The sequence below is a fragment of the uncultured Dialister sp. genome (assembly GCF_937959425.1).
In the GTDB taxonomy this organism is placed as follows: Bacteria; Bacillota; Negativicutes; order Veillonellales; family Dialisteraceae; genus Dialister.
On sequence record NZ_CALGPS010000010.1, the window covers coordinates 1 to 3269 of the forward strand.

Genomic DNA, 3269 nt, shown 5'->3' on the forward strand with positions numbered 1-3269 from the left:
GAAACTATTCGCAAAAGGTTTCCTATTGAAATGACACGCTTTGGTGTTTCTTACCGGCAGGAAACTATTCGCTAAAAGTTTCCTATTGTGGTGACACGCTGTAGTATTCCATACCGACAGGAAACTATTCGCAAAAGGTTTCCTATTGAAGTGTTACGCAGTGGTGTTTCTTGCCGACAGGAAACTATTCGCTAAAAGTTTCCTATTGTGGTGACACACACTGGTGCTTCTTACCGACAGGAAACTTCACAAATAAAAAATCCCCTCCACTGTGGAGAGGATTTTTTGATTTCACATATTTCACATATTCCAGGGATTACAGGCCGAAACGGGCGAAGATTTCGTCCACGTGCTTCAGCATGGGTTTGTAGTCGAAGCAGGCTTTGATTTCTTCGGGGGTGAGGTACTTTCTTACGTCTTCGTCTTTGCAGAGGTTTTCGTAGAAGTCTTCTCCCTGGAGCCAGCGTTTCATGGCGTTTCTCTGTACCCAGCGGTAAGCGGTGTCTCTATAGGCGCCTTTGGCAACGAGGGCCAGGAGGACTCTGGGGCTGTAGATAAGGCCGCCGGTGAGGTTGAGGTCGGCCATCATTTTTTCCGGATACACCAGGAGCTTGTCGATGAGGCTGGTGGTCTGGTCCAGGATGTAGTCCAGGGCGATGGTGGCGTCGGGGAGGATGACTCTTTCTACGGAGGAGTGGGAAATATCTCTTTCATGCCAGAGGGGGATGTCTTCGAAGGCAGGGAGGCTGTAGCCCTGGATGAGGCGGGCCATGCCGCAGATTCTTTCGGATTTTACGGGGTTTCTCTTATGAGGCATGGCGGAGGAGCCTTTCTGCTTGGGGCTGAAGTATTCTTCCGCTTCTCTCACTTCCGTTCTCTGGAGGTGACGGACTTCCAGGGCCATCTGGGAGAGGACGCCGGCGATGACGCCCAGGGTGGCCACGTATTCGGCGTGGTGGTCGCGCTGTACTACCTGGGTGGCTACGATTTCCGGTTTCAGGCCCAGTTTTTTGCATACGTATTCTTCTACGAAGGGGTCGATGTCCGCATAGGTGCCGACGGCGCCAGAGAGTTTGCCTACCGCCATTTCGTCAGCAGCCCGTTTCATGCGGTCGATGTTTCTTAAGGTTTCGGAGTACCAGAGGAGGAGTTTCAGGCCGAAGGTGGTGGGTTCTGCGTGAACGCCGTGGGTTCTGCCGATGGTGGGGGTGTGTTTGAATTCCACAGCCCTTCTCTTCAGCACTTCCGCCAGTTTTTCCAGGTCGTCGATAAGGACTTCGGAGGCCTGTTTGAGCTGTACGTTAAGGCCGGTGTCCTTCACGTCGGTGGAGGTAAGGCCCATGTGGATGTACTTGGCTTCGTCGCCTACGTGTTCACCGACGTTGGTGAGGAAGGCGATAATGTCGTGGTTGATTTCGCGGTCGATTTCATGGATGCGGTCCACGTCAAAGTCTGCTTTCGCTTTGATGACTTCCACTGCTTCTTTCGGAATGCGGCCCAGTTCGGCATTTGCTTCGCAGGCTGCGATTTCCACATTCAGCATGGTCTGCCATTCATTTCTTTCGTTCCAGATCTTTTCCATGACCGGACGTGTGTACCTTGGTATCATTTTTCAGATTTCTCCCTTCGGTTTCCCAATGCGGGCGCAGATTTCGCGTCCCACCACTACGCCGGCGGCGGAGGCCTGTGCCAGGCCCCTGGTGATGCCGGCTCCATCACCAATAGCGAAGAAGTTTGGTATCTTCGTTTCCAGCTGGTTTGAAAGCTCGATGCGGGAGGAGTAGAATTTCACTTCCACACCGTAGAGGAGGGTGTGCCGTGAGTTGGCTCCCGGCGCCACTTTATCCAGCGCTTCGAACATCTCCATAATATCCTTTAAGAAGCGATATGGCAAGACCAAAGATAAATCTCCCGGTGTGGCAGAGGGCATGGTGGGGTGCACCAGGCCCCGGCGGATGCGTTCTTCTGTGGAGCGGCGGCCGTCCCGGAGGTCCCCGAGCCGCTGCACGATGGGGCCGCCTCCAAGCATGTTGGCCAGGGAGGCGATGTACTTGCCGTATTCGATAGGTTCGTGGAAGGGCTGGGTGAACTGTTTGGAAACAAGAATGGCGAAATTTGTATTCCCGCTTTTCTTATGGGCATAGGAGTGGCCGTTCACCGTCATGAGGCCGTTGTTGTTTTCCGTCACCACGAAACCGTAGGGGTTCATGCAGAAGGTGCGTACCCGGTCGTCAAAGGATTTGGAGAAATAAACCAGCTTGGATTCATAGCAGATGTCGGTAATAGGCTCGTAGATTTCCGCCGGAGATTCCACCCGGACGCCGATATCCACGGCATTGGAAGCGGTGTGGAGGCCCAGGTTCTTTGCTTCCTTGGTGAACCATTCGGCGCCGTCCCTGCCCGGAGCGGCTACCAGATATTTGCAGAGGTAGGTTTCGCCGCCGGCCATGACGCCTTCCACCTTCCCGTCCTTCACCAGGATGTGATCCACCGGGCAGTTTGACTTCACCGTCACATTGGATGGGAAACTGTCCCGCATGTGGGTAAGGATTTCACCGTTCACATCGGTGCCAAGGTGCCGGATGCGGGCAGGGATAAAGGCCAGGTCCGCAGCGGCGGCCTTCCGCTTCAGTTCGTGAATCTTGTCCCTGTGCTCATCACCGTAAACCGCCCGGCCTTCGCCGCCGAAACGGCAGTATACGGAATCCACATAGGAAATCAGACGGGCCAGTTCGCCCTTATTCATATAATCATCCAGATTGCCGCCGTAATCGGTGGTAAGAGTCAGCTTGCCGTCGGAAAAGGCACCGGCACCGCCCCAGCCGGACACAATATTCGCCCGCCGGTCGCTGGCCGGCGCCGTCCTGTCTTTATTGAGAGCGATACGTTCCCGGATATCCAGACCCTTTTCCAGAATCAGGATGGAAAGCCCCGTATCCGCCAGCTCCAGCGCCGTAAAAATACCGGCAGGGCCGGCACCGATAATCACCACATCATAGGATTTTGCCATATAAAACACCCCATTTGTATCAATAATGCCCGCATTTGGGGAAAGCAGGCAACAAAAAAGCCCCATCCGGGGCCGGATAACCTGAAAAGATTATCCCTTTTTTAATTCTACAGAAATGGGGAGAAAAAAGCAAGGGGAGTAAAGGGTGGGGACAGCGGATTGACGCTGTGGTGCTTCTTACCGACAGGAAACTATTCGCGAAAGGTTTCCTATTGATGTGACACACATTGGCACTTCATACCGACAGGAAACTATTCGC

2 protein-coding genes are annotated in these 3269 nt (G+C 53.8%); both read right to left on the bottom strand.

Annotation, left to right across the window (positions count from 1 at the left end; genetic code table 11):
- Window positions 1-316 precede the first annotated feature (316 nt).
- Entirely contained in the window at window positions 317-1609 is a 1293-nt protein-coding gene (gene purB / locus Q0482_RS00280) for an adenylosuccinate lyase (RefSeq protein ID WP_008859512.1), read from the bottom strand.
- Window positions 1610-1612: 3 nt separating this feature from the next.
- Window positions 1613-3010 carry an FAD-dependent protein gene (locus Q0482_RS00285; protein WP_299141964.1) on the bottom strand — a complete coding sequence of 466 codons (1398 nt, stop codon included), beginning with the start codon at window positions 3008-3010 and terminating at the stop codon, window positions 1613-1615.
- Between the last annotated feature and the right edge of the window lie 259 nt (window positions 3011-3269).

Bases quoted from the DNA above. Each gene is read 5' to 3' on its own strand.
- Q0482_RS00285 (WP_299141964.1), bottom strand. From the start codon at position 3,010: ATGGCAAAATCCTATGATGTGGTGATTATCGGTGCCGGCCCTGCCGGT.
- purB (WP_008859512.1), bottom strand. From the start codon at position 1,609: ATGATACCAAGGTACACACGTCCGGTCATGGAAAAGATCTGGAACGAA.